Source organism: Massilimicrobiota sp. An80 (assembly GCF_002159255.1).
GTDB lineage: Bacteria > Bacillota_I > Bacilli_A > Erysipelotrichales > Coprobacillaceae > Allocoprobacillus > Allocoprobacillus merdigallinarum.
Window position 1 is genome coordinate 15,717 of sequence record NZ_NFHI01000007.1, and the last position, 24,200, is coordinate 39,916.

A 24,200-nucleotide genomic window follows, 5' to 3' on the forward strand; every position below is an offset into this window, starting at 1 on the left:
CATAACATATTTTTTATAAAAAACAAAGAAACATCATGATTTCTCATAAGATTGAGCATGTTTTACTAATTGAAAATACTCTTTAAATTCAGCTTCACTGCAACTTAAAGAAAACTCTTCTCCATAAATTTTATAAAAAGAAACTTCCATGTCACCTGTACGAATCAGACATAAATAAACTTGACCTTTTTTAAAAATAATCAGTTCTTCTTTACCAATTTGCATACGCATATCCTGAACACAGCGACAATAACAGCGTTTTCCTTCATTAGCCACAGGTGACACCTCCTTAAAGATATTCTATCACTTTTCATATGGCTAAAAAAGAAAAATGATACCCATGTGAGTATCATTTAGTTTTGTGAAAATTCTGCTAAAACAAGATCAGGATTTTTATCTGTTGCCCAACGAACACCCCATTCATTAGAGAACAGTAATAAATATTGTCCTTTTAAATCTTGAACTTTCTTTGTATCTGATGAAAGATTCAATTTCTTAAAATCAACCTGATCATTTTTAATCCAACGAATATATTGATATGGAAGAGGGGTACTGACAATGTCAACATTGTATTCATTTTTTAAACGATATGTTAAAACCTCAAACTGCAAGACTCCAACAACTCCAACGATAATTTCTTCCATACCGCCACCAAGCTCAGTAAAAATCTGAATAGCTCCCTCTTGAGCAATCTGTTCTACACCTTTAACAAACTGTTTACGTTTCATTGTATCTTTATTTCTGATTGTTGAAAAATGTTCTGGCGCAAAAGTCGGAATACCTTCATAGGCAAATTTATTTTTAGCCGTGCATAATGTATCACCAATCGAAAAAATACCTGGATCAAAAACACCAATAATATCTCCTGAATAAGCTTCTTCGATTTCTTCACGATTTTCAGCCATCAGTTGTTTAGATTGATTTAACTTAATCTTTTTATTACCCTGATAGTGGAAGACTTCCATACCTTTTGTAAACTTTCCTGAACAAACACGCATAAAGGCCATACGGTCACGATGTGCTTTATTCATATTGGCCTGAATCTTAAAAACAAAAGCACTAAAATCTTCAGAAAATGGATCTATTTCACCCATATTGCTTTGACGAGGCAATGGTGATGTTGACATTGACAAGAAATGTTTCAAGAATGGTTCAACACCAAAATTTGTAAGTGCTGAGCCAAAGCAGACAGGTGATAGTTCACCTTTGTGGACACGTTCAATATCAAACTGTGCCCCTGCTCCATCTAATAATTCAATATCATCTTGTAATTGTTGATACAAAGTTTCCCCAAGATGTTGTTTTAACTGTTCATCATGCGCATCACAAACTTCAACATCTACTTCTTTTTTACCACCCTGAACTGGAATAAAGCGAATAACTTCTTCTTTTTGACGTTCATAAACGCCCTTAAATTCTTTACCACAGCCAATTGGCCAGTTAACAGCACATGTTTCGACTCCCAATTCACGTTCAATTTCTTCCATTAATTCATAAGGATCTTTAGCTTCCCTATCCATTTTATTAATAAAAGTAAAAATAGGAATATGACGCATAGCACAAACTTTAAATAGCTTACGTGTCTGATCTTCGACCCCTTTTGAACCATCAATAACCATGACAGCACTATCTGCCGCCATTAATGTACGATACGTATCTTCTGAGAAGTCCTGATGCCCTGGTGTATCCAAGATATTAATACAAAAACCATCATAATTAAATTGTAATACAGATGATGTCACTGAAATTCCTCTTTGTTTTTCAATTTCCATCCAGTCACTGACAGCATGTTTAGATTGCTTTTTTCCTTTGACCATACCAGCTTCCTGAATAGCTCCTCCATAAAGAAGAAACTTTTCAGTTAATGTTGTCTTTCCAGCATCTGGATGCGAAATGATCGCAAAAGTTCTGCGTTTTTGCACTTCTTCTTTGAATTCTGACATGATTTTCCTCCTTAACGTCTCTAAGAAATCATATTAATGAAAATCTTATCGTTTGTCAATTTTAAAATGCAAAGTTTCCATCTTTAAAAATCATAAATGTTGATCCATCTTCTAAAGTGGCTTCAATAGACAAATCTTTTGTCCCCATCATAAAATCAACATGTGTCAAAGAATCATTAATACCCTGTTGATAAAGTTCCTCTTTACTCATTTGAAGACCATCTTTGATACATTCACCAAAACCTTTACCAATAGCCAAATGACAAGATGCATTTTCATCAAATAATGTATTATAGAAAATCAGATTTAACTGACGAATAGGTGAATCATAAGGAACGAAAGCCACTTCACCTAAATAATGACTGCCTTCATCCGTTTCAATAATGCTTTTTAAGACATCCTGTCCCACTTTAGCATGATAATCCACAATACGTCCATTTTCAAAAGTGATATTAAATTCATCAACAATATGTCCCTGATAATGTAAAGGCATAGAGCTATAAACAACTCCATTGACCTGATGGAAATCAGGTGAAGTAAAGATTTCTTCTGTTGGTATATTAGGGAAAGAATAAATCCCATCAGTTGTATAACTTCCTCCTCCAGCAAATAAATATTGAGGATTCATACCAATTGTTAAATCTGTTCCAAGACTATTAGAATAATGTAAAGATTTGATTTTCTTTTCATTTAAAATACGAACACGTCTTTCAAATGAACGACGATGTTCATTCCACGCTTCAATAGGATCTTCCTGATCACAGCGTGTCACCTTGAAAATAGCTTTCCATAAAGCATCAACCGCTTCTACGTCACTCATTTCTGGAAAGACTTTATTTGCCCATCCAATACTTGGAGCGCCCACAATACACCAGCGATTAATCCCTAAATCTAATGCATCATAAAATGGCTGACAAGCCTGACGCACCGCTTTACTCCAAGTTTGAATTTTTAATGGATCGATATCTTTCAATGATTCAGGATCAGATGATTCAATAGAAATCAAAGCTGCATGTTGAAGCGCATATTGGTTTCTCATTTCCTGAATATAAAGTGGAACTGTTTCAAAATGTTTTTGATCACAATGTTCATATCTTAAACGTGTTACTTCTTCATCACGATAATTGACAATCACATCCTTTGCACCCACTTCATAAGCTTTTTTGGTTAATAAACGGACAAGCTGATAACTGTCAATAGACGCTTCAATGAATAAGTCCTGTCCTTTTTGTAAATTCACACCTTGTTTAATAATAAGTTCAGCATATTTTTCTAACATGATTATCCACCTTTCTATCTAATCAAATGATACCCTATTTTGTTCTATTGTCAACAAGAACTTGTGCCATAAACGACTCTATGTTATAATAAAAAAGCAAAGGAACATAGCACGTATTTTTAAAAGTATTAGTTATTCTTCAAAGCAAAGATTTATTAGTCGTTTAAAAATGAAGTACTGGTTTTTTGCGAAATCTTTTAAGGAGGTACTTCATAATGAGTACAGGTAAAGTGAAATGGTTTAAATCTGATAAGGGTTATGGTTTTATTACAATGGAAGGTCAAGACAAAGATATCTTTGTTCATTTCTCTTCTATTAACGCTGAAGGATTTAAAACTTTACAGGAAGGTCAAACTGTTGAATTTGATATCGTTGAAGGAGATAGAGGACCTCAAGCTACTAACGTAACAGTTATTGATGATTAAACCATATAAAAAACACATCTTCGGATGTGTTTTTTATATGTGTTCTAACTTGATTGTTTTGATTTTAAAAAGGAAATAATAATATTTAAAAATATATAATCCAATAATAAAGACTCTTAACCACCATAAGTCTGTCAAAAACAATGGAAAAGCAAGCATGAAACTGGCAAGACTTAAAATACAGATTTTTGTTTTTAAAGTCATTGCTCTTTTTTGAACAAATGGTTCTAAATGTCTTTGATAAGCCTTTGTAGATACAAACCAGTTATGCACACGCTTAGAGCTCCTTGCAAAACAAAAGCCAGCCAGTAAAAGAAAGGGTGTTGTTGGTAATATAGGCAATACAATCCCAATAAATCCTAGACCAAAGCTAATCATTCCTATCATCAAATAAATATAACGCATACGTTTCCTCCTAAATTTTCAAAGCATGACGTAAAGCCAGTAGAGGATGATAAAAAATCATTCTCGGTCCACTATAACGCATGACTTTTTTGATTTGCTTTTGCATATTCTTTTCATAACAATGAATATGACATTGACTACAAAATGTTTTGTCTTTCATCATGGGACATTTTTCAATACGCTTCAAAGCATAATTGACTAAAGTCTTTTCATCTATATCATCATGATGCAAACAATATAAATGAATCATCAAAGCCACAACTTTCATTTCTCTTTGTCGTTTCTTTTCAATATTCATTAGCTGACCCTACCTTGATCCATTTTGATTGTTTGATTGACAATCTTCATTGTCGATTCACGATGAGAAACAAGAATAATGGTTCTCTCTTTTTCATTTTGTAATGCTTTTAAAATAATCCCTTCATTTAAAACATCTAAATTACTTGTTGGTTCATCTAATAAAATACATTCTGCCTGGCTAAGAAATGCTCTTGCAAGTGAAATTCTTTGTCTTTCTCCTCCTGATAATGATGACCCCAGTTCACTAACAGGTGTCTGATAACCCTCAGGTAAAGACATAATCCAATCATGCAGACTGGCTTTTTGACAGGCGGCTTGAATCTCATCGCTTGTAGCATCCAATTTTGCGATTTTAATATTATTTTCAATCGAATCATGGAATAACACAGTTTCCTGTGTGACATAAGCAAACATATGACGCATATTAGATGTATTGATATTTGTTAAAGGTGTTTGACCTATTTGGATCACACCACGAAGAGGATCATAGAAACGCATAAGTAACTTTAATAAAGTCGATTTTCCACTACCACTCTTTCCAATAATACCTGTCACTTTTCCTTTATCAAAATGAAGATGAAGATTCTGCAATATAGGATCATCTTGTTGATAAGCAAACGTCACATCATCAACGTGGATATCATCAAATGATATATGAGGCTGTCCCGTCACTTCACAGATAGCTTCCTTTTCTTCTAAAATGGCCATGACACGACGACCACTGCTTAATGTAGAAAGTAAATTATTTGCCAGATTAGACAAGGCCATCACTGGTCCAAAACTTGAAAGCATCAGTACTACTGCCGTTATAACATGATAGACATTGACTTGATTTTGTAAATAGAAAATATACATCACGATAAACATAACGAAAGATGAGATAGATATCAGCAATTGTGAACATACAATTTGCGTAGCCTCAATATTTTTCATCTGTCCTTGCATATCCTCAATACAATCACTACGCTCATTCATCTGTTCAAGACGTTTGTTACCAGCATGATATTGCAAAAGTGTTGATAAACCACGATAGCTTTCTAATAGGAAACTACTCATATTGCCAATTTCATCACGATTCTTTTGCCCTATCTCCTGCCCTTTGTGATTGACATAAAAGGGAATCACAATAGCCATCATCAAATAAGCAATCAAAGCAATCATCATAGCGAATATATGTATATGAGCAAAAAATTTCAATAAAATCAAAGATGTGAAAAAAGCAATCAAAACTGGTGAAATCGTATGAGCATAGAAAACTTCAAGTAACTCAATATCATTGGTAATAATAGAAATTAAGTTGCCTTTGTCTTTACCATCCAATTTGGCTGGTGCCAGACGTCTTAATGCCGTGTATACATGATCACGTATAATCGCTAGAAGTTTAAACGCAATATAGTGATTCAATGCCTGTTCACCATAATGAAGGACACCTCTTAGTATTGCCAAACATAGCAAAATACCTAAAACCCATGAAAGAGGAAAGTGTGCATACATCCCCGTTGTCTGTAAAATAGCCATCACCGCTATAACGGGAATGCCAATCGCACAAAGAAAACCTAAAACACCTAACAAAACAGCTCCTAACATTGGAAGGGTTAATGGTTTGACAAGTTTTAACATTTTCCATATCAATTGTACATTATTCATGGCTATACACCTCCAATTCCTGTTGACTTTGATACATATGATGATAAATGCCTTCTTGATGCATAAGCTTTTGATGTGTTCCCTGTTCTACCAAAGTCCCTTGTTGCATCACATAAATCTCATCACAATGAACCACACTTTGTAAACGATGGGTAATGAAAATAACCGTTTTTGTTTGTGTTAAGGTCTTAATGACATTTAAAATATGGTTTTCACTCTCTACATCAATATTACTTGTAGCCTCATCAAAAATATAGACATCTACGTTTTTAAGTAATGCTCTGGCAAGATTCAATCGTTGTTTTTGTCCACCAGATAAATTACTTCCATTTTCTAATAAAGGCGTATCCAATCCCATTTGTTCATGGAAAAAGCCATCTAAACGCACTTGCTTTAATACATCCCATAACTGTTCATCACGATATTGTGAAAACATATTTAGATTTTCTCTAACCGTTCCTTTCAATATCATAGGATCATGTGTCACATACATCACATGTTCCATAAAACTCTTATCACGAATATCACTACGTTGATGCTCACCCATATAAAGATGTCCTTCTAAACAACGATGATAGCCCATCATTAACTTAGCTATTGTACTTTTTCCTGAACCACTTTCTCCAACAATACCAATAAATTGATGTGGCTGAATATGTAAAGATACATCCTTTAAAATAGGTCTTTTGTCATCATATTGAAAAGAAACATGTTCAAGTCTGATATCAAAGGAAGTATCTAAATCATATTGACCATCTGATGATACAGGCAAATCTAAGATTTTAAAGATTTTATCACTCGCAGCAATACCATTCATCGCAATATGAAAGAAAGAGCCTAACTGTCTTAATGGAATAAAGAATTCAAAAGACATCAAAACAATAAACAATGCACCAAACAATGATAAAGTCTGATTTTGAAAATGTGTAATCGCAAAAAAGCATCCTAATCCTGCCCCACCATAGGCAACAATATCCATAATACTGATACTATTTAATTGCATAATCAAGACACGCATTGTAATACGTCTAAAATTCTCTGCTTCCTGATTCATCTGTTGTTGTTTATAAGCATCACTTTGATAAATTTTTAATGTTGTGAGTGCTTGAAGATTTTCTAAAAAACTATCTCCTAGTGTTGTATAGCTGTTCCAATATTTAGAAAGCAGTTTTTTGGCAAACTTCTGTACGAAAATAATCGAAACAGGAATCAATGGAACACAGACAAATAAAGCCAAAGCACTTTTCCAGTCTAAGAAAGCTGTCAAAACAAATAATGTGACTGGTGCTAAAACACTATAAAATAATTGTGGTAAATATAATGAAAAATAAGTTTCTAACTGATTAATACCTTCCACTGATAATTGAACCAATTCACTTGTTCTAACATGATCTTGATAATGACTTCCTAAACTTAAAACTTTTTCAAAAAGACGTTGTCTTAAAGTCTTTTTCACAAGACTTGCTCCTTTAAAAGAATAATAAGTTGCCTTTTTTAAAACATAAGCTCGTATCATCAAAGATACAATCATAACAAGTAAAATCAAAACAACTTTTTCTATGGAAAGTTGTTGATCAAACAACTGTATAAACAAAACACATATCAATAACGTCAACACAATATTCATCAATAAAGCTATCCATTGACAAAATACCTGTTTCCATATATATGATTTTGCATTTGGCATTTCTTTTAATAATCTCTTGTCAAACATGAATACTCTCCTTTTTTGTTAGTCTTATCTAACCGAAGTATCCAAATGTTAGCATAGAGTAACTTGCAAGTCAATAAAAAGTGATAGAATATCCTATCACTTGTTAAAATGAGCTATATCATATGTTTGCCATTGTTGATTTTTTTTGATCAATCCCTGATAACGACATGTTTGACAATCATATTGTAAAACATTTAAAAATTGTGTTGTGATCACAGAAGAATCTAAATATATAAAATCACCTAAACAACAGATTTGATGAAAATCAGATTGATGAGTTACTTGATGTGTACCAATATGTCCAGCAATGACTTTTTTATAAAACTGTCCTTGCGAGGCAGGATATTTCATCAAATAGGTATTGACTGTTGATACCTGTTTCCATAGTTCTGGTTGATAATCAATGACTTCAATACCAGCATGCACAAAGATCTGATGATCATTTTCATAATAATAAGGTAAATGTTTTAACCAGTTCATAACAGAAGCATGTTTTTGACATATCAGTTCACGGCATTGATGATACATATCTTCTATTATAGAGAAACGATCTTGATGATAAGCAGATGCTCGTTGATAGATGGATGTCATTTCATCTTCACCTGTAAAACTTTCTAACGTTGAAAAAGACATATCTATTTGCGTATCCAGATAAGTTTCACGATCTTCTAAAAAAGATAATAACCATTCTTCATGGTTTCCTTGTAAAACAATCACCTGTTGAGGATATGCAATTTGAAGCTGATAAATATATTGCAGTGTCAAACATGAATTTCCATGACAATCACCATCAATATAATCACCAACTAAAATCAATTGATCACCATTTTCAAAACGAACCCATTCATCAACAACATTCTTTAATAAATCATATCTTCCATGAATATCTGAAATTGCATAAATATATGCCATGATATCCTCCTACCCTACAATATTATTCTTCTGTATATTTCGTATTAAAAATATCTTCCTGATCAAAATCTTCCTTCATTTCTTTTAATTCAGGCAATTCATCTAAGGAAGTCAATGAAAATGCATCCATAAATTCATCTGTCACTCCATATAAGATGGGTTTACCCGGTGTATCTTCTCGTCCAACTTCTTTAATTAAAGCTTTCGCAGCTAGTTTTCTAATCATCGCATCACATCCAACACCACGTATTTCTTCAATACGTACACGTGTAACAGGTTGATTATAAGCAATGATTGCTAAAGTTTCTAATGCTGCATTAGACAATGTATTTTCACTTTGTTCAATCATTCTTTGATAATATTCATGATGTTTGGCAAGTGTGGCAAATTTATAGACACCACCAAAATTAACCAGTTCAAACCCTTTGATTGTCTTATCATTTTCAATTTGAATCAGTTCATCAACATATTGTGTCGCTTCTTTTTTACTTAATTTTAAAACAGAAGAGATTTGTTTGATTGTTAAACCTTCATCTCCTGATAAAAACAACATACCTTCTATCACACTTAATATTTCATTTTTGTCCATCAAGTTCTCTCCTTTAAATAGATATCTTCAAAGTTTCCATCCTGTTCAATAACCAGTTCATTTTTATTGACTAAAACAAGAACAGATAAAAAAGTAATCACAAAGAAGATTTTTGTTGGTTCCTCAAACAAATCTTCTAACTTGACTCTTTGATTTTTATGTATACGAAAATACTGTCTAATCTGATCACTACGTTCATCAATAGAAATCTCAACACGTGCTATTTTAGATTCTAATGGTGCCAATAATGCTTTTCTTTGAAACATCTTTTGCATAGCTCTAATTAAATCATAGACTTCCAAATTATTTGGAATCATTTCTGTTGTATCAATAACATATTCATCCATAAAAGCAGGAGCTTTTGTATGAATATATTGTCTTTGTTCATATTTTTCTTTAAATTCATCTAAGACATCTTTATATTTTTTATATTCAATTAATCGTTTGATTAACTGTTCTCTTGGATCTTCTTGATAATCATCTTCCAATTCAACCTTTTGGGCTGGTAAAAGCATTTTACTTTTCATCTCAATTAACTGTGCTGCCATGACTAAATATTCTGACATTGTTTCTAATTGCTGAGCATCCATTTGATCAATATATGCAAGATATTGATCAGTAATAACTGAGACTTCCAAAGTTTCCAAATCCATTTCCTTTTCTTTAATTAAATGCAACAATAAATCTAATGGACCCTGAAAATCTTCAAGAACAACTTCATATGCCATGCTTCCACCTCCACTAACTTATGTATTATAACATAAAGTCCAATGCCATGACTATATAGATTGACTAAATATTCTTCTATGGGATTATTATTTTTTTAAGGAAAACATCTTTTGCATAATTTTCATGTCTTGATGACTAACAGTCAATTCCTTTTCTATCGGTATTCTTCTATTGAATATCTTTAATCCATAGATCAAATCTCTTTTATTCTTGTTTTAAAACTACTTTTCATCAAGACCAATAAACATCAAATATTCTTTCATTATAGACATGACTTCATGCTGACGAAGGAATGTTGTATATATATAATCTACACATGACTATCATCAATGACACACTTTCCTTGAAACATAAGACCATTTAAAAGATCAGCAAAGCAGTCAGGATGACAAAAATAATTCTTAATATGCGTATCAAATCAACTTCTAAAATTCATCATAATAATAGCTCCTCCTATTATTTATATACGCATTTTTTTATGACACACTTTTTTATCTTTATAAAGATTATAACACAATATTTGCTTATAGCATACTTTTTGGTAAAGTAAAAATCCTTTTTACAAAGGATTTTCTTCTTATCGACACATCAATTTAATAATTTCTTTGTCTGTTTCTTTCATACCTTCTCTTGATAATTGGCCAATATTACGAATCGTATTTTCTACACCTTTTAAAACAAGACCTTCACCGTCTTTAAATTCACAGCCATTTTTATACATATAGTATCCTAATATTCCTGCATCCACACTGGCAGCAATCTTTCCAGCACATGATGGTTTCGCCCCATCACAGATAATACCTGATACAATAGCCAATCCATTAACCATTGTATGACAAAGAGCTTCATAGTCACCACCAAGCAAATAGGCAATTCCACATCCTGCTCCAATTCCAGCGCTGACAGCACCACAATAGGCAGATAGTCTTCCAATCCCAGTTTTTTGATGAATTGTACATAAATTAGATACAATCAATGCACGATAAAGTTCTTCTTGGCTTTTATGATATTCTTTGGCATATACAATGACTGGTAAAGATGCTGTCATTCCCTGATTACCACTTCCCGAATTAATAATGACTGGCATTTCACAGCCACTCATTCTGGCATCACTTCCAGCTGCTGCATAGGCCTTGGCTTTGACTTTGACATCATCACCATATGTCTTTAATAGAATCTGGCCAATATGTGCACCCCAGTCATTTTTTAATCCTTCACATGCAATAGCATAATTATAATCAATTTGTCGCTGTAAAATATCTTGCACTTCTTCAATCTTTACATTTTTGGCAAACTCATAAATATCACGAATATTCAATAAACTACGATCTGTTAAAGTCTGATCCGTAGAAGCAACGACTCCCATCTGGAAAAGGACTTCCTGATCTTTTTCAATATACACAATATTGGTATGAAAACCAGCAATACGTACTTTTGCACGATGATTTTGACCAATTAATTCAACACAGATGTCTAATGCATATTCACTTTCTATAGGTATAATTTCAATAGGTGTTCGATTCAACCATTGTTGCATTTCCTTTTTTTGCTGATCAGTCACATGCGCAATGACTTCTAATACATTTTCTGTAATTCCTGCCACTACACCAGCTCCAATACTTGAAGGAATTCCTTTTAAACCTCCAGTATTAGGAACAACAACACTTTTAACATTTTTAATAATATTCCCACTCACTTTGACTTTAGCTTTTACAATGTCATCATCTAAAACATCACGACATTTACTTGCACAATAAGCCAAAGCAATAGGTTCTGTACATCCCATAGCAGGAACCAGTTCTTCTTTTAAAATCTGTATATAATGACGATAATTTTTTTCTTCCATATTCTCTTCTCCCCGTTACTTTCTTATTCTAACATTATTTTAGAAGATATGAAATACCATTATCTGACAAATCTCAACATTGTGACTCATCGACATAGCACCAAATGACATAAAACATCAATCCTATTGAAAATATAACATAAACATTATAAAAAAGCATAGTATTCATTAAATATCTTTCCTGTGAAAAAACAATCAATAAGCCCATCTTTGCGACAACAAGCACAAAAGAACCTAAAAATGTATAAAACCAGCCATGTCTTCTTTGATAAAGATAAGACCATACACCTATCAAGTAAAAGAGAATACCTGTACACGCTAAAAGATTCAACCAATCTATCACAACCATTTCATATAATGGATTATATTGTATAAAAAACAATGGCAGCATACTAATCAAAAAAGCGTTCATTAATCTATGTGTCATCTTGATCACCCTGTAAGAGTTTATCAAAATAAAAAAATATCTTCTTTAAGAAATGATTAAGAAGATATTAATCTTTTTTAGGTTGTCTAATAAAAAAGCGTAATAATTCTTTACCATGGAAAGGATACAAGGGATATAAATAAGAAACGCCAAAGGTTTTGATACGTGCTAAACTGATCCAAAAAATCAGATTAAATAGAATAAATCCATATATATTCAATAACATAACGGCGATAATCATCATGATTTTGATATATTTATTGGTCAATGATAATTCATAATTAGGGGTTGCAAAACCACCCACGGTTCCAATTGCACAAAACATCAAAATATCTTCTGAAAAAAAGCCAAGCTGAATAGCAAATTCTCCAAGTAAGATAGCTGCAATCAATCCCATCGCATTAGACAATGATTGTGGCGTATGAACAGTCGCAATACGTAAGAGTTCAATAGATAATTCCATAATGAGAATCTGTATAAAAAAGGAATAATCCCATTGTAAAAAGGATGAACTTAAAGCAAAAATAGGAACAAGATATATAGATAAAAAGACTGCAGTCATACGTATGAATCGTATAAATGTCCCAATCAATGGTGTCTGACGATGTTCTTCAACATGTTCTAAGATTTCAAAAAGAGTTGTTGGCAACATCACTATAGAAGAAGATGTATCACATATAATCGCAATATAACCATGTTGAATATGGGTTGCGACAATATCAGGTCTTTCACTATATCGCACTAAAGGAAAAGGGTTATATCCCTGATTCAATAAAACTTCTTCAATAGCACGATCAGTCATGATAAATTCTTGAGTTTGAACTTGAGAAATACGAGTTAAAAGTTGTTGTAAGACTTGTCTATCAACTTTATCTTCCAGATAAGCCACGGCAATATCAATGGGATTTTGTGTTCCCATTGTTGTTAAATGAAAACATAATTCAGGTGAACGCATACGACGACGAATCAACCCTGTATTATTTAAGATAGACTCATTAAAGCCATCTTTAGCTCCACGGACACTTTTTTCTGTTTCTGGTTCTTGAATAGCACGATTTGGAAAATTTTTGGTATCCATTAAATAGGTGATTTCACCATCAAATAAGGCACTATTACCACCAAGAACAGCTCTTTGAATTTTTTGAATCTGATTTGTAGAAACGATTTCAACATCTCCCATGTTGATACAGTTTTCTAAATCTTTTCCTTCTCTATTTTCAATACCTTCTACCAGTCGTGAAATCAAAACATCGTTAGATAAACTGGCTAAAAAATAAAGATGAACCAGTCTTCCTTTAAAATTTAAAATACGATGTTTCAAATCATAAGAATTATTCATGATTTCGGTTTAAAAAGAATAGCCACAAGGAATCCAAAGAGAATGGCTGCACTAATTCCAGCAGCTGTTAAATCAAACATTCCCATTGCAATACCAAAAACACCATACTCTTTGGTAGCTGCCATGGCTCCATGCATTAAAGAATGTCCAAAACTGGTAATAGGTATTAATGCTCCTGCATGAAAAATATCAACCAGAAGATCATAAATATGGAAAAGATCTAAAAACGAACCTAAAACAACAAATAAACTGGTAATATGACCCGGTGTCAAACGACTATGATCATAAATAAGCTGAGCTATCAGACAAACAAAACCACTAAACAAAAAAGCCATGATATAATTCATTCTATCGCCTCCAGACTGATGGCATGAGCAATGCATGGAATACTTTCTTTTTGCGCACTCATCATTGGTGATAATAAGGCTCCTGTTGAAACAACTAGCACACGTTTTAATTTTTTGTCTTTAAGCTGTGGATATAATGAACCCATTGTCACCAAAGCACTACAGGCACAGCCACTGCCACCTTGAAAAACAGGCTGTGAAGATAAATCATATAACATGCATCCACAATCGTTATATCGCACAACATCCATTTTATGACGTTGCAGCATTTCTTTTAAAATCTGATGACCATACATAGATAAATCCCCTGTCACAACCAAATCATAATCATGAAAAGTGCGTTTTAAATCCTGAAAATGATTCATGAGAGTATCAAAAGCCGCTGGTGCCATGGCACGTCCCATATCATTAGCATCATTCTGCGAGTAATCTATGACACGTCCTAATGTGATAGCTTCAACTCTTACAGACTGTGGCTGATTGGTTAATAAAGTGGACACAGCTCCGGTCGCTGTAAAGGTTGTTGTGTCTTTTTTTTGGACACCATATTCAACAGGATAACGGTATTGTCTTTCAGCCGTTGCATTATGACTTGATACCATTGTCACAATTTTGTCTACATAACCAGCATCTATTAACAAGCCAGCCATCGCCATGGACAAGGCAAAACCTGAACATGCGCCATATAATCCAACAAAGGGTTGAGGCAGTTCTCTTGCCAGATAGTTGACAGATGTAATCTGATTTAACAAGTCACTTCCTAAATATAAATCAATATCTTTATATTTCAGTTTTTCTCTTTTCAAACAAATATCCAAGGCATCCCTCAACATTTTACGTTCAGCTTTTTCAAATGATTTTTCACCATAATGATAATCCTGTAAACTTTTATCAAAACAACTTCCTAATGGTCCTAAATATTCCAATGGTCCACAGACTGTCCCTGAAGAAGCAATATAGACATTTTCTAAAGTCACCGAATTACCCAAAAAGTGTAATGACATAACGAATCACTCCCAGCAGTGCTGAACTGACAATGCCATATGTAATGACAGTTCCTCCTAGCTTAAACATATTGCTGCCAATCCCCATAATCAATCCTTCACTTTGACTATCTAAAGCACATGATGTCATACTATTAGCAAAACCAGTAATGGGAATAAATGTCCCTGCTCCTGCCTTTTGAGCCAATTTATCATAAATACCTAATCCCGTTAACAAACAGCTTATAAAAACTAATGTAATAATCATCATAGGTGTTGCATCTTCTTGTTTAACATGATAAACATTCATAAAAAACTCTAAAACACCTTGTGCAATAGCACCAATGACACCTCCATACAAAAATGCATAAAACGCATTTTTCATCTTATGTCCAGTTGGTTTCAAAGATTCAGCCAACTGATCATATTCTTTACGATCCATTTTTCATCACCTCTTACATAGTGTTTACATTTTTTGACTTTTCAAACATGATTTTTTTTGTTGTACATATACTCTTCTTGAAAGGAAATGATGAATCATGAAAAAACTTTTAACGCGTATCTTTGAATACTTTTTTGAAGTGATTGAAGTTGATGAAGATGGGCATGAAATCAAAAAACAACAAGAATCTTAATTCTTGTTGTCATTTTTCTAAACGTACCCATATTCTATTTAAAATAGGAATCAGAATATAACCGATAAAAATTTCAATTGGTAAAACTGCACATTCCTTAACAACTCTTATACATAGTGAGATTGTCCAAGGAATCTGATACATCATATCTAACCATAATGGTGTTAAACATAAAGTGACAACCAATTCCGTAAGGACAACACATAAAACCCATGTTGAAAAGGTTTTGGCTTCCTGTGCATTAATTTTACGTTTTAAAAATGCAATCACTATCATAAATATTAATGATAACAACAGACAAATACTTATCAGTGTGATTTTATCTTGTGATTGAAGATGATACACTGTTTCAGAAATATTCACTGAATCAAGCTGTCCAATATAAATGGAAGCCCCAATACCTAAAACCAAAATCAGTCCAATTACAATGCGTAAAACATTTTGTGGGCTGATATTTTTTGAATGTTCATGAATCAATGACGGAATGACACTGACAAGAATTGTTCCTAAGGTAAATCCAAAGAATGGAAATCCTGTAGGTACTAAAATCAAACCAATCACATCGCTACACAAACCAACAATAAAGGCATAACTTGGTGATAAGAAATACCCCGCTAACATCAAGGGAATATATTCAAATCCAATTTTAAGACTTTCAGCTCCAAACAATGGGATCATAATAGCCAATCTTTTACAGATTGCTGTTAAGATAATAAAAATAGCTGCTATCACTAATTTCATGACATTTCCTTTTTCAAAAGGATAAAACTTAAATACATAAAAACCGAGTGCAATAATAATGATTGCAATAATAATTTGTTCCATAACATCATGCTACATATAACAAAATTTTCCTGCTTCATCCTCATTTCTAGTCCACAGGCGTTAATTCCGATCATAAGACCGTACATGCTTTGCTACTGACGTAGACTCCTCCTTCTTTTTTTATTTTTTTCTATCATACACGATTTATTCATTATTGACAATATTTCTTTCTTCTCCTTTTAAGAAGGCAAGTATATTTTTATAAACTTCATCTACGCATCTTTGTCTTGCTTCAATAGAACCCCAGGCAATATGTGGTGTGAAGATAACCTTATTCATATCTTGAATAGAATAAAGCACATCATCTTCTAATAATGGTTCATGTTCAAAGACATCTAAGCCAACTCCCACTAAATGTCCTTCATTCAAGACTTTCACTAAAGCTTTTTCTTCTATAATGCCACCACGTCCAACATTGATGAGATATGCCGTTGGTTTCATTTTTCTTAAAGCTTCTTCATTAAATAAATAATGTGTCTTTTCATTTAATGGTGCATGAATACTAATAATATCTGATGTCTTTAACAAAGTATCAAAGTCAACCTGCTGATAATCGCTGGTTGCATTTTGACCACTTGTCGAATAATATTGAACTTTAGCACCCATAGCCTTTGCGATACCTGCGACTTGGCGACCTATATGACCTAATCCAACAATCCCCCAAGTCATAGAAGCAACATCATGGAAAACATCATCAAAATAACTAAAACACTGACTTTGACAATATGCTTTTGATTTAACAAAATGATCATATGTCACATTTTTCTCTACCAAATGCATCAATAAAGCTAACGTATGTTGAGCAACTGTCTTAGTCGAATAATCTTTCACATTAGCGACCTTAATGCCATGATCACGACAATATTCTAAATCAACATTATTCGTTCCTGTCGCAAATAAACAGATTAATTTCAAATGTTTTAAACCTTCCAGCACTTCCTTTGTCATTTCATTTTTATTTGTAATCACAATATCAGCACCTAAAATACGACCTTTAATTTCTGAAGGTTTTGTATCTTCATACATGGTCACTTGTCCTAAAGAAGCAATTTTTGACAAATCAACATCTTTTCCAACAGAAGCACTTTGTAAAACAACAATATGTGTATCTTCCTGTTTTAATAATGTCATAAAATCTTCTAGTGAAACATCCTGGAAAAGTTTTCCAAGCCAGATAGCTTCATTTAAATCTAAAATATCAGTTGGTAAAGCTACCCCACACATCACAGTATCTACAATTTCAAATTTTAAAATATGCTGAATCATCGCAACACCTAAAGCTTTAGATGTCATTGTTTTATCATCTTCAATTTTTTCTAAAAGATGTTGTTTAAAATGTTTTTCATTTTGTATACATTGATAGATACACTCCTGTAATGACGTATATGTTAAAACATGTTCTCTTATAAAATCATGATAAAGAAGTGGTAAAACAACATCATACAATTCTAATGGCACAGGTTTTCCATACCCTTTTGTAAAATTATACAGTATAGCTGTTCCTAATTCTTCATCTTTCATGCGATCTACTAATTTCATGATTATTTCCTCCCTCAAATAAATAAACTTCTACTCTTTGTCTTTCAGCCTTAGCTTTATCATCATAAAAAATCATACAGATTTTCATTTTCTGTTCATGAATATTATATTTCATCACATTATAGGAAATATAACGGCTACGACTTTCTTTTAAGCCACCCGTAGCACTTCCTGCTCCAATATAATAACAATCATCTTCTTTTTTAAAAAAAGGTAAATGCTTATGGCCATGAAACACATAATGAATATGTCGTTTTTTTAGCCAATCAATTAATAATGGTGCATCAACCAAAACTTTTGAAGTTTCTATAATACGATTGATAAATGTTTTTTCATGCCATTTGGTTTTAATAAACTCTGCTTTATTAATGGGATAAACATGGTGATGCAACATCACTAATAATGTATATTCTTCTAAATGATCAATAGCTGACAATTCATCATCTATTTCATCAAGTTGTCTTTTTCCTACTTTTCCTCTTGCTAAGTTTCCTTCACTTGTTGTATCCATTTTAATAATAACGATTTTTTCCTGTTCTAAAACTTTAACATTTTCACCAAGCAGATAAGCAATTACTTTACTTTTTTGATTTCTAGCAAAATTAAAGCCATGAACAATCACATCATGATTTCCTAAAATAAAAGTCACATTCGCCTTATAACGCTTTTTAAGACTATTCATAAAATCATTGGCTAAATACATATTTTTACGATTAGGAGATTCCATCAAATCACCTGTTATCAAAATATTAACTGCCCATAAAGAAGGTAATCTTGGAATCAGTTCATCCAATGAAGCATAAAGACGCTCCAGCCCCTTTTGACGTTTATCTTTACCGAGATGCAAATCACTCAATTGAATGAAATAGGCATCATCCTGATACTGATTATAAACATCAAATAAGCAAACTTGATTTTCAATATAGGATGTTAACTGCAAGAAATCTTTTTGATTATGTATCGGCGCAAATACCGCCTGTTGTCCTTTAAAAATTAAACATCCTGGCCACATATCAGCATGATTTAAAGCACAGAAAAAGGCTGGAAAAGGATCAAAGAAAGATAAATTATCACGTTGAAAATGTTCTGAAATAGCATAGAAATAAATATTCTCGTATTCAGGAAAAGATGTCATTTGAAAAGAAGATTCATCAAATCCAGGCACATAAACAATGTGAATCGCTTCCTGATATGTTTGAGCCATTGTTTCCATTTCACTAGAAAAAGGCTTATGCAAAATATGATCCACATCTTCAGCTTTCATAAAACGTGACAACAATGCATAATCATCCCTTGTGATAGAAGATAAAACATCACACGAAATATGGCGTTGGCAAAGCCATTGAACAAAACTTTGTATATAGTCATATGACATCAATAAATCACGCATATATGCTGATTCATTACGATAAATAATATTAAAAAAGGTATTGATAAAGAAGATTTCATTCACTGTCTTTTCACCTCATAATTTTATTATACTACAAATTGAAATAATTGAATATGAAAAAATATAACGGGAATCCCGTTATATTTTTAGAATTTTAAGTTTCTTGGTGTTCTTGGGAATGGTTCAACATCTCTAATGTTTTGCATACCTGTCAAATACATTAAGAAACGGTCAAATCCTAGTCCAAATCCAGCATGTTTACATCCACCAAATCTTCTTAAATCCATATACCATTGAAGTCCTTCTTTAGACATTTGTTTTTCATCCATGATTTTTTCTAGAACTTCATATCTTTCTTCACGCTGACTTCCACCAACTAATTCCCCAATTCCTGGCACCAGCAAATCACATGCTGCAACAGTCTTGCCATCATCATTTAAACGCATATAGAAAGCTTTAATTTCTTTTGGATAATCTGTTAAGAACACTGGTCCACCTACAATGTTTTCACAGATATAGCGTTCATGTTCACTATTGAGATCCATACCCCATTCAACTTTATTTTCAAACTTAACATCGGCCTGTTTTAAAATATCAATAGCTTCTGTATATGTCATACGTTTAAATTCACTATTTCTGACATGAGTAATTCTTTGAATACATTCTTTATCAATCATCTGTTCAAAGAATTTCATTTCTTCAGGTGCATTTTCTAAAACATAGTCAATACAGTATTTCACCATATCTTCAATTAAATCCATATCATCTTCTAGATCAGCAAAAGCAATTTCTGGTTCAATCATCCAGAATTCACTGGCATGACGTGATGTATTTGAATTTTCAGCTCTAAAAGCTGGTCCAAATGTATAAACATCTCTAAAAGCCATACAGAATGCTTCGACATGTAATTGTCCTGTTACGGTTAAAAATGCTTCTTTACCAAAGAAATCTTTATCAAATTCAGTATTATCAATGGTTGTTGCTCTAAACATTTCTCCAGCACCTTCACCATCATTACTTGTAATAATTGGTGTATGCACATAAACAAAACCTTGTGACTGGAAAAATTCATGAATAGCCATTGATAAAACACTTCTTAATCTAAAAATAGCGTAAAATGTATTGGCACGTGGACGAAGATGAGGAATTTCTCTCATATATTCAAAAGAATGTCTTTTCTTTTGAAGTGGAAAATCTTCATCACATGCACCTTCTACAACAACTTGTGTTGCTTCAATTTCAAAAGGTTGCTTAGCTTCAGGTGTGAGTTTTAATTTTCCTAAAACACGAATAGCACTTCCCGTACTGATATGTTTGATATCATCATAATTTGATAAAGTTTCCTGTAAATATACAATCTGGCAGTTTCTAAAATATGTTCCATCGTTTAAAGCTATAAAACCAACTTTTCCATTATCACGATTTGTACGTACCCATCCATCTAATTCAACATATTCTAAACCTTCAGTTTCAAAATCTTCCCCAGATAAAACCATTTCATACAATTCTCTGACTGTCATAAATTCAAACATGACTCTCTCCTCCTTTTTATAAAAAAAGCCGTTCCTAAAAGGAACGACTATAATATCGCGGTACCATCCTCATTCATATTCATCATGAATATGCTCTCTTACCATAACGCTGTTTAGCGGGATAGTCTACTTACATTTCTCCTATCCGGTTCATTGAGTGTTCCATATTATAACAGTTTCTTTTGCTTACACCATCCAAAAGTCGCTATCAAACTTCACTATAATACGTTCTCAAATCATTACCTGTACATCTATTATTAACATCTTTCTCACAAAATTTCAATACTTTATTCATCATTGACATGCATTTTTAAAATCAATTCCTGAATAGCCACAACAACATCGACTGTCTGTACAACAACATCACTATGAACTGTAAAATGTGTATGCGTAAAATCTACAATTCCTTTAATGCCTAAATCCATTAAACGATCGACTGTTTCCTGAACATTTTCACTAATAGCCAATATCGCAATCTTGCAGCCTTGAGGAAATGTTTTTTCTAAATCATCAATATGATAAAGTTTAACACCAAAGCGTTCTCCAACTTTATTTTGATCCAAATCATAACCACACACAATTTTTCCAACTGTATATTGCCAGCGATTATATTTTAAGATGGCACTTCCTAAGTTACCAACGCCAATCAAAATAATAGATTCATCTAACCCTAAACCAAGAACATTATTAAGAATATTAATAATTTCCTTTGTATCATATCCGATACCACGTTTACCTAATGTTTCTTTGTGTGTCAAAAAACTAAAATCACGACGAATGGTTGTATCCAAGATTCCTGTTGCTTCAGATAATTCACTTGATAAAAAGTTGTTTTGCCCTTCATGTTGCATATTACGCAATGCCTTTAAATAAACGGGAAAACGTGACATTGTTGCTTTTGAAATTTTATGCTGTTTTTTTTCCATTAAGATTCACCAAGACTTTCCTCTTCTAAATCATATGACGGTTTGACCATTAAGTCAAGTGATGAAAATTTCTGATGTTCAAACATCACACGTGCTGCCGAAGCAATCATAGCTGCATTATCTGTGCAATAACGCATTGGTGGAAATAAAACAGGTATCTCACTACGCTTTGTCAACGCTTGTCTTAATCCCTGATTTGCACTGACTCCCCCAGCCACGATAATCTGTTTAACATGATAATCCTGAGCCGCTTTGATTGTTTTAGAAGCCAGAACATCAACAGCAACTTCCTGAAAAGAACATGCTAAATCTTGAGGAATAATCTCTTCACCACGCTGTGATGCATTATGACAAAGATTAATCACTGCTGATTTTAAACCACTAAAAGAAAAATTATAGCTTTCATCATTCATGGGTAATGGCAAAGCATAAGTATGTTTTCCTTCTTTGGCCATATGATCAATAACTGGTCCTCCTGGATAAGGCAAATGTAATACACGTCCAACCTTATCGTAAGCTTCTCCAATCGCATCATCTAAAGTCTGACCAATGACTTCAAATGAAAATTCATGTTTCATATAAACGAGTTCACTATGCCCACCACTGACAACCAGACACAAACATGGATATTGAATGTCTTCGACAAGTTCATTAGCATAAATATGTCCAGCAATATGATGAACACCAATTAATGGTTTATGATAAGCTAATGCCAATGTTTTGGCAGCCTGCATCCCAACATGTAAAGATCCTACCAGTCCAGGCCCTTTGGTAACGGCAATGGCATCTATATCCTGCATATTGATTTGGGCTTCATTTAAGGCTGTCTTTAAGACAGTCGATACACATTCTACGTGCATACGACTGGCAATTTCTGGAACAACTCCACCAAACATACGATGTGTATCAATTTGTGATGCGACAACATTGCATAAGAGTTCACGTTTATCCTTTAAAATCGCCACTGCCATTTCATCGCAACTTGATTCAATAGCTAAAATAAGACTCATGCTTTTCCCTCCATTTCTTTTGTCATTAAATAAGCATCTTCATGATTATCCTGATAATAATCTCGACGTATGGATTGAATATCAAATCCATTTTTTTGATAAAGCGCAATCGCTTTTTGATTAGATTTTCGTACTTCTAAACTCATCGTGTTTACACCTGCATCCCTGGCATAAGATAAAGCAAATTCTAAAAGCTTTTGTCCATAACCTTGAGATTGTTCTTCTTTTTTTATCCCAATGGATGCAATTTGTGCCTGCTCATACATCACCCAAAGATCAACATATCCAATGATTTCCATTTCTTTTTTTAAAACAAAAATATGTGCAAATGGATTTTCTAACAATTCGTATTCAAAATCTTCTTTTGACCAAGGTGATGTCATTAAAGTGTGTTCTAACTGCACGAGCGTCTCAATTTCTTTTGACTGTAAAGCTTCTATAAGCATATTTTTTTAGCCTCAACATCTTTAAGATAACGTGGTACTAAAGCATCAACATTTTGCACTATTGATGTCTGCTTGGCTAATTCATGTAAATTTTTAGCCAAATCAACCGTATTAGGTTCATACCCCACAACTTCATTTTGTCCAACAACTTGAAAATCACTATAATCTTGCATAAATTGTGGAAACTGTTGAATATCTATCATTTGTTCTGGAATAACTGCCTGTCCATTTTCATAGGCACAGACAAAAACTTTTTGACTACGTGCATCAATCACAGATACACATTTTTGTAAACCTGCATAAGCTGCTAAAGAAGAAATAGCTTTGATATGTACTGAAGAAATAACACTTAATGTTTTTGCTATTGTTAAAGCAACTCTTTCTCCCGTATAAGAACCAGGTCCTAATGTAATGACCATTTCATCAATATCCAGTAATTCCTTTTGATGTTTTTCTAATAATTTTTGAAGATAGGGAATTGCATTTTCTGATTGACGTTTAGACCCCATTTCCTGAAGAGATGACAAGCATTGATCATCTTCATATAAAGCAACCATTAAATATTGATTCGATGTATCCATTATAAGCTGTAACATATTTTCATCTCCTCCAATAATTGCTGATATTTTTCTCCATAAGGTACAAATGTCATTCGACGTGTCTGATCACTATTTTTTGTCATATGTATTTCTAATCTTTCTTGAGGTAATATATCTTGAATATACATTGGCCATTCAATAACACAAACACCATCATTTTCAAACATTTCTTCAAATCCTAATTCTTCATTTTCACCTTCTAAACGATAAGCATCAAAATGATATAAAGGCCATCTTCCCTGATATTCCTTCACAATCGTAAAAGTTGGTGAATTAATAATCTTTTTAACACCTAGACCTTTTCCAATTCCTTTTGTAAATGTTGTTTTACCAACACCTAAATTTCCTTCTAATGTAATCACAGCATTAGGAAATAAGTGTTTAGCAAGTTCTTCTCCAAAATCAATCATATC

At 32.9% G+C, this 24,200-nt stretch carries 26 protein-coding genes and 1 other annotated feature; of the genes, 1 reads left to right on the forward strand and 25 read right to left on the reverse strand.

Annotated features, from left to right (window positions below):
* Positions 1-33: 33 nt before the first annotated feature.
* The 3 genes from B5G32_RS03230 to B5G32_RS03240 form a co-directional block, all read right to left on the reverse strand.
* The gene (locus tag B5G32_RS03230) at positions 34-276 is read right to left on the reverse strand and encodes a hypothetical protein (RefSeq protein WP_087243196.1); all 243 of its coding nucleotides are present in this window, start codon (positions 274-276) and stop codon (positions 34-36) included.
* A gap of 77 nt (positions 277-353) precedes the next feature.
* A complete protein-coding gene (locus tag B5G32_RS03235) occupies positions 354-1,943 on the reverse strand; it encodes a peptide chain release factor 3 (RefSeq protein ID WP_087304848.1) in 1,590 nt (529 codons plus the stop codon).
* 61 nt (positions 1,944-2,004) lie between these two features.
* The gene (locus tag B5G32_RS03240; protein ID WP_087935840.1) at positions 2,005-3,222 is read right to left on the reverse strand and encodes an aminopeptidase; all 1,218 of its coding nucleotides are present in this window, start codon (positions 3,220-3,222) and stop codon (positions 2,005-2,007) included.
* 215 nt (positions 3,223-3,437) lie between these two features.
* Here B5G32_RS03240 and B5G32_RS03245 point away from each other — a divergent pair, with 215 nt between their 5' ends.
* Positions 3,438-3,647 carry a cold-shock protein gene (locus B5G32_RS03245; RefSeq protein ID WP_087304846.1) on the forward strand — a complete coding sequence of 70 codons (210 nt, stop codon included), beginning with the start codon at positions 3,438-3,440 and terminating at the stop codon, positions 3,645-3,647.
* 33 nt (positions 3,648-3,680) lie between these two features.
* Here the strand turns inward: B5G32_RS03245 and B5G32_RS03250 are convergent, their stop codons facing one another.
* From B5G32_RS03250 to tsaE, 22 genes are all read right to left on the reverse strand, one after another.
* Positions 3,681-4,052 carry a YbaN family protein gene (locus B5G32_RS03250; protein ID WP_087243192.1) on the reverse strand — a complete coding sequence of 124 codons (372 nt, stop codon included), beginning with the start codon at positions 4,050-4,052 and terminating at the stop codon, positions 3,681-3,683.
* 10 nt (positions 4,053-4,062) lie between these two features.
* Positions 4,063-4,350: a nitrous oxide-stimulated promoter family protein gene (locus tag B5G32_RS03255; RefSeq protein WP_087243191.1), complete on the reverse strand. Its 288-nt coding sequence runs from the start codon at positions 4,348-4,350 to the stop codon at positions 4,063-4,065.
* Positions 4,350-5,999 (reverse strand): amino acid ABC transporter ATP-binding/permease protein, encoded by a 1,650-nt coding sequence (locus B5G32_RS03260; RefSeq protein WP_087935841.1) that lies wholly within the window; start codon positions 5,997-5,999, stop codon positions 4,350-4,352. Before B5G32_RS03260 ends, B5G32_RS03255 begins: the two co-directional genes overlap by 1 nt.
* The gene (locus B5G32_RS03265) at positions 5,992-7,713 is read right to left on the reverse strand and encodes an ABC transporter ATP-binding protein/permease (RefSeq protein WP_087935842.1); all 1,722 of its coding nucleotides are present in this window, start codon (positions 7,711-7,713) and stop codon (positions 5,992-5,994) included. Before B5G32_RS03265 ends, B5G32_RS03260 begins: the two co-directional genes overlap by 8 nt.
* 96 nt (positions 7,714-7,809) lie before the next feature.
* Positions 7,810-8,625 (reverse strand): metallophosphoesterase, encoded by an 816-nt coding sequence (locus B5G32_RS03270; RefSeq protein WP_087935843.1) that lies wholly within the window; start codon positions 8,623-8,625, stop codon positions 7,810-7,812.
* 22 nt (positions 8,626-8,647) lie between these two features.
* On the reverse strand, positions 8,648-9,214 hold the full coding sequence (gene scpB / locus B5G32_RS03275; RefSeq protein WP_087243187.1) for an SMC-Scp complex subunit ScpB: 567 nt from the start codon (positions 9,212-9,214) through the stop codon (positions 8,648-8,650).
* Complete coding sequence (locus B5G32_RS03280) at positions 9,214-9,942, reverse strand: segregation/condensation protein A (RefSeq protein ID WP_087935844.1); 729 nt, start codon at positions 9,940-9,942, stop codon at positions 9,214-9,216. The genes scpB and B5G32_RS03280 overlap by 1 nt, the downstream gene beginning before the upstream one ends.
* 578 nt (positions 9,943-10,520) lie before the next feature.
* Entirely contained in the window at positions 10,521-11,789 is a 1,269-nt protein-coding gene (locus B5G32_RS03285) for an L-cysteine desulfidase family protein (RefSeq protein ID WP_087935845.1), read from the reverse strand.
* A gap of 73 nt (positions 11,790-11,862) precedes the next feature.
* On the reverse strand, positions 11,863-12,216 hold the full coding sequence (locus B5G32_RS03290; protein ID WP_087935846.1) for a hypothetical protein: 354 nt from the start codon (positions 12,214-12,216) through the stop codon (positions 11,863-11,865).
* 67 nt (positions 12,217-12,283) lie between these two features.
* Positions 12,284-13,555, reverse strand: coding sequence for a spore germination protein (locus B5G32_RS03295; RefSeq protein ID WP_087935847.1), 1,272 nt, complete (start codon positions 13,553-13,555; stop codon positions 12,284-12,286).
* Positions 13,552-13,902, reverse strand: a complete 351-nt coding sequence (spoVAE, locus tag B5G32_RS03300) for a stage V sporulation protein AE (protein WP_087243182.1) — start codon at positions 13,900-13,902, stop codon at positions 13,552-13,554. The genes B5G32_RS03295 and spoVAE overlap by 4 nt, the downstream gene beginning before the upstream one ends.
* A complete protein-coding gene (gene spoVAD / locus B5G32_RS03305; protein ID WP_087243181.1) occupies positions 13,899-14,906 on the reverse strand; it encodes a stage V sporulation protein AD in 1,008 nt (335 codons plus the stop codon). Before spoVAD ends, spoVAE begins: the two co-directional genes overlap by 4 nt.
* Positions 14,884-15,327, reverse strand: coding sequence for a stage V sporulation protein AC (gene spoVAC / locus B5G32_RS03310; RefSeq protein ID WP_087243180.1), 444 nt, complete (start codon positions 15,325-15,327; stop codon positions 14,884-14,886). Before spoVAC ends, spoVAD begins: the two co-directional genes overlap by 23 nt.
* A gap of 202 nt (positions 15,328-15,529) precedes the next feature.
* Complete coding sequence (locus tag B5G32_RS03315; protein WP_087243179.1) at positions 15,530-16,345, reverse strand: folate family ECF transporter S component; 816 nt, start codon at positions 16,343-16,345, stop codon at positions 15,530-15,532.
* 144 nt (positions 16,346-16,489) lie between these two features.
* The gene (locus B5G32_RS03320) at positions 16,490-17,884 is read right to left on the reverse strand and encodes a D-2-hydroxyacid dehydrogenase (protein ID WP_087935848.1); all 1,395 of its coding nucleotides are present in this window, start codon (positions 17,882-17,884) and stop codon (positions 16,490-16,492) included.
* Positions 17,856-19,337: a metallophosphoesterase family protein gene (locus tag B5G32_RS03325; protein ID WP_087935849.1), complete on the reverse strand. Its 1,482-nt coding sequence runs from the start codon at positions 19,335-19,337 to the stop codon at positions 17,856-17,858. The genes B5G32_RS03320 and B5G32_RS03325 overlap by 29 nt, the downstream gene beginning before the upstream one ends.
* Positions 19,338-19,420: 83 nt before the next feature.
* Positions 19,421-20,806 carry an asparagine--tRNA ligase gene (gene asnS / locus B5G32_RS03330; RefSeq protein ID WP_087305249.1) on the reverse strand — a complete coding sequence of 462 codons (1,386 nt, stop codon included), beginning with the start codon at positions 20,804-20,806 and terminating at the stop codon, positions 19,421-19,423.
* 36 nt (positions 20,807-20,842) lie between these two features.
* Positions 20,843-21,055 (reverse strand) — a binding site (T-box leader).
* A gap of 38 nt (positions 21,056-21,093) precedes the next feature.
* On the reverse strand, positions 21,094-21,732 hold the full coding sequence (locus B5G32_RS03335; RefSeq protein WP_087297153.1) for a redox-sensing transcriptional repressor Rex: 639 nt from the start codon (positions 21,730-21,732) through the stop codon (positions 21,094-21,096).
* Positions 21,732-22,742: a tRNA (adenosine(37)-N6)-threonylcarbamoyltransferase complex transferase subunit TsaD gene (gene tsaD, locus B5G32_RS03340; RefSeq protein ID WP_087935850.1), complete on the reverse strand. Its 1,011-nt coding sequence runs from the start codon at positions 22,740-22,742 to the stop codon at positions 21,732-21,734. Before tsaD ends, B5G32_RS03335 begins: the two co-directional genes overlap by 1 nt.
* A complete protein-coding gene (gene rimI, locus B5G32_RS03345; protein WP_087935851.1) occupies positions 22,739-23,188 on the reverse strand; it encodes a ribosomal protein S18-alanine N-acetyltransferase in 450 nt (149 codons plus the stop codon). The genes tsaD and rimI overlap by 4 nt, the downstream gene beginning before the upstream one ends.
* A complete protein-coding gene (tsaB, locus tag B5G32_RS03350) occupies positions 23,179-23,784 on the reverse strand; it encodes a tRNA (adenosine(37)-N6)-threonylcarbamoyltransferase complex dimerization subunit type 1 TsaB (protein WP_087243172.1) in 606 nt (201 codons plus the stop codon). The genes rimI and tsaB overlap by 10 nt, the downstream gene beginning before the upstream one ends.
* Complete coding sequence (gene tsaE, locus B5G32_RS03355) at positions 23,769-24,197, reverse strand: tRNA (adenosine(37)-N6)-threonylcarbamoyltransferase complex ATPase subunit type 1 TsaE (protein ID WP_239386182.1); 429 nt, start codon at positions 24,195-24,197, stop codon at positions 23,769-23,771. The genes tsaB and tsaE overlap by 16 nt, the downstream gene beginning before the upstream one ends.
* Positions 24,198-24,200 lie beyond the last annotated feature (3 nt).